At 37.9% G+C, this 6,756-nt stretch carries 5 protein-coding genes; all 5 read left to right on the forward strand.

Annotated elements, in window-relative coordinates:
- Nucleotides 1-48: 48 nt before the first annotated feature.
- Nucleotides 49-1,050, forward strand: a complete 1,002-nt coding sequence (ruvB, locus tag U9M98_00105) for a Holliday junction branch migration DNA helicase RuvB (protein MEA2020118.1) — start codon at nt 49-51, stop codon at nt 1,048-1,050.
- 56 nt (nt 1,051-1,106) lie between these two features.
- Complete coding sequence (locus U9M98_00110) at nt 1,107-2,504, forward strand: phosphomannomutase/phosphoglucomutase (GenBank protein MEA2020119.1); 1,398 nt, start codon at nt 1,107-1,109, stop codon at nt 2,502-2,504.
- A gap of 6 nt (nt 2,505-2,510) precedes the next feature.
- Nucleotides 2,511-3,065: a glucose-6-phosphate isomerase family protein gene (locus U9M98_00115; protein ID MEA2020120.1), complete on the forward strand. Its 555-nt coding sequence runs from the start codon at nt 2,511-2,513 to the stop codon at nt 3,063-3,065.
- An 87-nt stretch (nt 3,066-3,152) separates the two neighbouring features.
- The gene (gene ppsA / locus U9M98_00120) at nt 3,153-5,441 is read left to right on the forward strand and encodes a phosphoenolpyruvate synthase (GenBank protein ID MEA2020121.1); all 2,289 of its coding nucleotides are present in this window, start codon (nt 3,153-3,155) and stop codon (nt 5,439-5,441) included.
- A gap of 42 nt (nt 5,442-5,483) precedes the next feature.
- Entirely contained in the window at nt 5,484-6,701 is a 1,218-nt protein-coding gene (gene eno / locus U9M98_00125) for a phosphopyruvate hydratase (protein ID MEA2020122.1), read from the forward strand.
- Nucleotides 6,702-6,756 lie beyond the last annotated feature (55 nt).

The following is a 6,756-nucleotide window of genomic DNA, read 5'->3' on the forward strand; positions in this document are numbered from 1 at the left end:
ATCTTAACATGTATGAAAAGTTAACCAATTTTTGATACTATAATTCTGATGTCAGATGAAAAAGAATCGCTAGAAAAAACACTGCGCCCCAAAACTTTTAAGGATTTCCCTGGTCAAAATAAACTTAAAGACAAACTCAAGGTATTTCTAAAAGCAGCACAGAAAAGAAATGAAGCAATGGAACATATTCTCTTTTACGGTCCCCCGGGGTTGGGAAAAACCACTCTTGCTCAAGTACTTGGTAATGAAACAGGAGTGGATGTTCGAATCACATCTGGACCCGCAATTGAACGGCCTGGAGAGCTGGCTGCTATTCTTACCAACCTCTCGCCGCATGACATCCTTTTTATTGATGAAATTCACCGACTTAGTAACGTAGTAGAAGAAGTTCTTTATCCTGCAATGGAAGATTTTGCCCTGGATATTGTAATTGGAAAAGGGCCATCAGCCCGCAGTGTGCGACTTGACCTACCACGGTTCACACTTATTGGTGCTACTACTCGAATTGGACTAATGAGCTCACCTTTACGTGATCGCTTTGGTGCTTTACATCGACTCCGATTCTACACTGAGGAAGAGCTTACCAAAATTGTCCTCAGATCTTGTAAAATTTTAGAAATAGATATGGAAGAAAAATGTGCAAAAGAAATTGCAAAAAGAAGCAGGGGAACGCCCCGAATTGCAAACAGATTACTAAAAAGAGTCAGGGACTATGCCCAAGTAAAAAAACAAAATATAATAAACTTACCAATAGTAAAAAAAGCGCTAACGCTTCACGGGGTAGACAACCATGGATTAACCCGAGAAGACTGCAAATTCCTAAGCGTAATTTGTAATAAATTTGCTGGAGGGCCAGTGGGGGTAAAAACACTTTCCGCTGCCCTTTCCGAAGACGAAGGAACCATTGAAGAGGTTTTAGAACCTTATCTAATCCAATGCGGCTTTATTAAAAAAACATCGCGAGGACGAATAGCAACTGAAAAAGCATTTAAACACATTGGCGCTCTTTACAAAAAAGACATGAGTAAACAAGAAAAGTTAAAAGTCTAACTAGAAGGGGGATCTTGACAAAATTAGTACAGAAGTAATAAGGTATCCAAAGAACTATGTTAAACCCAAATATTTTTAGAGAGTACGATATAAGAGGTATTGTAAACAAAGATTTTGAACCCAAAGATGCTAGAAAAATTGGCAAGGCATTTGGAACTATAATCCAAGAGATATCGGGGAAGAATCTCATTATTGGTCACGACAACCGATTCACCTCAGATTCAATTTCCGCTTATTTTATTGATGGCGTGTTGTCTACAGGTTGCAATGTAATTGACTGCGGACTGGCACTTCGCCCTGTAATACAAACTGCCATACTCGAAGATGGTTTTTCCGGAGGAGCACTAATAACTGGAAGTCACAACCCACCCGCATATAATGGGATAAAATTTATGACACAAGAAGGACTCCCAGTATTCGGAGATTCTATAATAAAAATAAAGGACCTTTGTTTCTCCAAAAAATTCAAAAAAGGTTCTGGAAATGTTGAACACACAGATTTAAAAGAGCTATACCTCAAGAAAATAACTCCCAAATTCAATTTAGGAAAGGGGGCAAGAGTTGTTATCGATTGCGGAAATGGTACCGCATCTAAATATGCACCTAGTATTTTCCGCGCTCTAGGCATAAAAGTAATTAGCCTTTATTGTAATCTCCACGGAAGCTATCCATACCACACACCAAATCCTGAAGCTCGAGTAAACACACTAGACCTGTCTCAAAAGGTAAAAGAAACAGAAGCAGATGTTGGTCTAGCTTTTGATACAGATGGTGATCGCTTTGGTATTGTGGACGAGGAAGGTAACCACCACGAAAATGACCGCACTTTAGTTTTATTAGCAAAACACGTTTTAGAAAAAAACCCCGGAGCCAAAATACTTTACGATATTAAGTCATCCCAAATTTTAAGAACTGAAATTAGAAAAGCAGGTGGAGTTCCAATAATGATGCGAACCGGTCATCCATTTTTCCAAGCTAGAATGAAAAAGGACCCTGAAATACTTTTAGGAGGAGAATTGTCTGGTCACACTATGTATCGTGAAAACAATTGTTTCGACGATGGCATTTACGCTGCTGCTAAACTTGTCGAGTTGGCTACACATACAAATCCTCCGTTATCAAAAACTTACGAAAAGCTTCCCAAAACTTTCAACACCCCAGAAATTAAGGTTCCTTGCCCTGACCAAAAGAAATTTAACATTGTGCAAGAAATGAAAGAAATGTATAAATCGCACTACGACATCTTTGAAGCTGATGGACTAAGAATACTGTTTTCCAAATCCTGTTGGGCATTAATAAGAGCATCACACACCACTCCCGCCCTTTCCCTACGATTTGAGGCTAATGACAAGAAGGAACTAAAAAAACTAATTGAAGATGTAAAAAAGAACCTAGAAAAATACCCGGAACTCGGTCTAGATCAGGTAAATTTATTTATTGAAGCAGGGAAGTGAAAAAAAATGCAATTTTCTGTACGCAAAGCACAAGAAATTAAAAAGGTTTTACTAAATCCTGAAGAAAAAGTTCCCTCCAAAACCTACTACATGCTAAGAGGTTTACCCTTTTTTTCAAAAAAGGGTAGACGATGCGACTTAACCATCATACCCGCCTTCAATTTGGGTAAAGAATTCAACAAAACCTTTGGTCATATCCACTCCAAGCAAGAAGAAGAACTATACAAACTTTTAACAGGCAAAGCATTATTCGTCCTTCAAAAAATGAAAAAAAACTCTCCCAATCATATAGAAGAGATAAAATTAATACATGCAAATAGAGGAGATTATATAAAAATAACTTCAGGGTGGTACCACGAAACAATAAATATTGGAAAATCACCTCTAGTTCTTATAAATTGGCTACCGCAAGAAACCAAAAACGACTACTCACTTATTGAAAAGCAACAAGGTTTTGGCTATTATATTATCAAAGCTAAAAGCGGGTATCAGCTAGTAAAAAATGAAAACTACAAATATGTTCCTGAACCAAAAGTTATAAAAGAACCAAACAAAAATTAACAACAATCAAACTCTAAAAAGTTTGTAATCTGGATTTAGAATTTACAAAAAATTAGTATTTAAAATTTTGTTTTTATATTCCTGCCTATGAGTGACGAAAAATCTGAAAAATTGATTCTCTGGTTTTCCGAAACTAGCAAAGAAGATACTGACTTAGTTGGTGGTAAAGCTGCTAACCTTGGAGAATTAAAAAAGATTAATGTACCAGTTCCTAACGGCTTTACTGTAACTATTAACGCTTATTTTGAGCTTCTTAGTCGTGGGGGGCTAAAGCAAAAAATTGAAACTGCACTCAAAGACTTAGATGTAGAGGATTCCGGAGCATTACAAGCAGCATCAAAAGAAATTGAAACCCATATTCTAGCCTCACCTATACCAGATCATATTAGAAAAGCAATTGTCGGTGCATACCGCGAACTATCAGGCGCAAAAGATTGTTCCGTAGCTATTCGATCTTCAGCTACTGCTGAGGACCTTCCCGACGCCTCTTTCGCTGGACAACAAGAAACTTACCTTAGTATAAAAGGTAAAGAAAATGTGTTGAAAGCAGTCCAGAAATGCTGGGCATCACTTTTCACTTCCCGTGCTATTTTCTACCGCGAATCAAAAGGTTTTAAACACATGGAAGTAGGTTTAGCTGTTCCAATTCAAAAAATGGTTAAACCAGAAACTTCGGGTGTCTTATTTACTCTAGAACCTCTAACAAATAATCCGAGCAAAATTTCAATTGAAGCTGTATTTGGCACTGGAGAAGGTTTGGTCCAAGGCTCATTTACTCCGGATAGTTATATTGTAAACAAGAATACCTTGGAAATAGAAGAAAGAGTTATTGCTAAGCAACCATTTCAAGTTACAGCAAAGGGAAAGGTTCCAGTTTCAAAAGCATGGCAAGAAAAACAGAAATTAGCTGACAACTATATTAAAGAATTAGCAAAATGGGGAATAAAAATAGAAGATCACTATCAACATCCTCAAGATATTGAATGGGTATTTTCAGGAGAAAAAGTTTGGATTGTCCAAACTCGTCCAGTAACAACTGTATCAACAAAAGAATTAGCAGAAGCTGAAAAACCAGAAAAAATCAGCATCTCAGAAAATGATGTCTTACTAGAAGGTGTAGGAGCCTCCCCAGGAGTTGGAACAGGAGTAGTAAAAAAACTAAATTCTGCAGAGGAGCTAGCCAAGGTTAAGGAAGGAGATATTCTAGTTACTGAAATGACAAACCCGGATTTTGTACCTGCTATGAAAAGAGCTGCAGCAATAATCACTGATAAGGGTGGGAAAACTTCCCATGCTGCAATTGTCTCACGCGAGCTAGGAATTCCTTGTATTGTTGGCACCGAAACTGCAACAAAAGTTCTCAGCGATGAGGAACCTGTAACTGTAGTTGGAGAACATGGAAAAATATACAAAGGCAGGTTTTCAACTGAACAAATAAAGAATGTAGAAGGTAGCAAACACAAAACACCAAAAAAGAAACAAACTCTATCACAAGTTACTGCCACCAACTTATACGTAAATCTAGGGCAACCTGACTTAGCCAAAGAAATTGCCACCAAGAATGTGGATGGCGTTGGGCTTTTAAGAGCTGAATTCATGTTTGCTGAAATTGGTAAACATCCGCGAGCTTTAGTTGAGAAAGGTCAAGAAAACAAACTAAAAGAAACTCTTTCAACTGGCATATCCAAAATTGCCAAAGCGTTTGACCCCCGTCCTGTGGTTTACAGAACTAGTGACCTAAAAACCAATGAATACCATAATCTTGAAGGAGGAGAAGAATACGAAAAAGAAGAAGCAAACCCCATGCTAGGCTTCCGTGGAGCAGCTCGTTATATCGAAGATGCTCAAGTATTTAAGGTAGAACTAGAAGCGGTAAAAAAGGCAAGACAAAAACAACGCAATGTCTGGATAATGATCCCCTTTGTTCGAACACCAGAAGAATTGACAGAAGTAAAGAAAATAATGAGCAGTGTAGGACTGCATCGAAACTCGTCGTTCAAATTGTGGCTTATGGTAGAAATACCTTCTAACGTAATCCTACTGGAGAAGTTTATTGGAGTTGGAATTGATGGCGTCTCCATTGGCTCCAACGACCTCACACAACTAACTCTAGGAGTAGACAGAGACAATGCTAAATTAGCGGACCTCTTTGATGAAAGAAATGAAGCTGTCCAATGGATGATTCAAAAAACCATTCAAACAGCTGCTGCCCACGGCATTTCTTCATCTATTTGTGGACAAGCACCCACGCTTTATCCCCAACTAGTAAGAAAACTAGTAAGGTGGGGAATAACTAGCATTTCTGTAAGTCCTGATGCCATAGAAAAAACTCGGGAAATAATTTCCAATGCAGAAAAAGAAGTAGTTGGTAAATAAACATCTTGAATTAGAATATCTTTTGTAGATACACTATAAAACATGGCTAAAATAACAAAAATAAAAAGCAGTAAAATTATTGACTCACGCGGACAATGGACTTTAAAAACTCGTGTGTACTTGGAAGACGGTGCTACGGGGGTAGGAGAAGTCCCTTCTGGAATCTCCACTGGGTCAGAAGAAGCTGCTTTGATCCCAACAAAAGAAGCTATCAATAACATCCACAAGAAGCTGGCACCGGAACTCAAAGGTCTGAACTCTGCTGAACAAAGAAAACTGGATAAAAAGATGATAGACCTTGATGGAACAGAGAATAAAGCTGCTTTGGGAGGTAATTCCATTCTATCCATATCCTTAGCAATCTGCGACGCTACAGCCAAATCCCAGAACCAGCCCCTATATAAATATATTCGAACTTTATGCCCCACAAAAGAAAAAAATTGGAAAATGCCTATTCCTATGCTTTTAATGTTGGAGGGCGGAGAACATGCAAAAAACAGCATGGATTTTCAAGAATTTATGGTTACCCCTAAGGGTAATAATTTCCAAGAGAGAATTGACTTAGGATTAAATATATATCAAACCTTATTGCAAACTCTGAATACAAGTTCTTCTACCACAGCTGTTGGTACTGAGGGAGGATTTTCACCCCAAAAGATAAACCTGCACGATGCTTTTTCTCTTATTGAAAAGGCAATTGAAAAAGTGAAACAAGAGTGTGCTGGTATAGCCTTGGATATAGCTGCCAACTCCTTTTGCTCGGGAACACTTTACAAGCTCAGTGGCCTTGAACAAAACTATAATGCTGGCCGCCTTCTAACCTTCTACAAAGATCTCGTTGAGCACCATAAATTGTTAATTTCTCTTGAAGATCCTTTCGATGAAAACCACCCAGAATTTTGGGCTAAAGCTAAAAAAGCTTTTTCTAACCAAGTTGAAATAATCGGAGATGATATTTTAACCACAAATAAAAATAGACTAAAAAACGCCTTAGAAATGGACTTAATAACAGGAGTTATTGTTAAACCAAATCAAATAGGTACTCTTTCAGAAACTTTAGATTTTGCCCAAAACGCAAAAGAAAATGATTTAACTGTAGTTGTTTCTCATCGCGGTGGTGAAACTAACTCTAGCTTTATCTCCGATCTTGCAGTAGCACTAAATGCCAACTATATAAAGACTGGGGCACCAGCAAGAGGGGAACGGGTAGCTAAGTACAATCGACTACTAGAAATTGAACGCAGCCTCAGCAATACTTAGCTATACCACTACAAACTTAACGCGTATAAATTAATTTAAAAATGAAAATTAAACA

The organism is Patescibacteria group bacterium (genome assembly GCA_034659915.1).
Classification (GTDB): Bacteria; Patescibacteriota; WWE3; order JAUXAW01; family JAYEID01; genus JAYEID01.

What these genes read in the sequence shown, in the direction of transcription:
- ppsA (MEA2020121.1), top strand. Translation starts at nt 3,153, where the DNA reads ATGAGTGACGAAAAATCTGAAAAATTGATTCTCTGGTTTTCCGAAACT.
- ruvB (MEA2020118.1), top strand. Translation starts at nt 49, where the DNA reads ATGTCAGATGAAAAAGAATCGCTAGAAAAAACACTGCGCCCCAAAACT.
- U9M98_00115 (MEA2020120.1), top strand. Translation starts at nt 2,511, where the DNA reads ATGCAATTTTCTGTACGCAAAGCACAAGAAATTAAAAAGGTTTTACTA.
- eno (MEA2020122.1), top strand. Translation starts at nt 5,484, where the DNA reads ATGGCTAAAATAACAAAAATAAAAAGCAGTAAAATTATTGACTCACGC.
- U9M98_00110 (MEA2020119.1), top strand. Translation starts at nt 1,107, where the DNA reads ATGTTAAACCCAAATATTTTTAGAGAGTACGATATAAGAGGTATTGTA.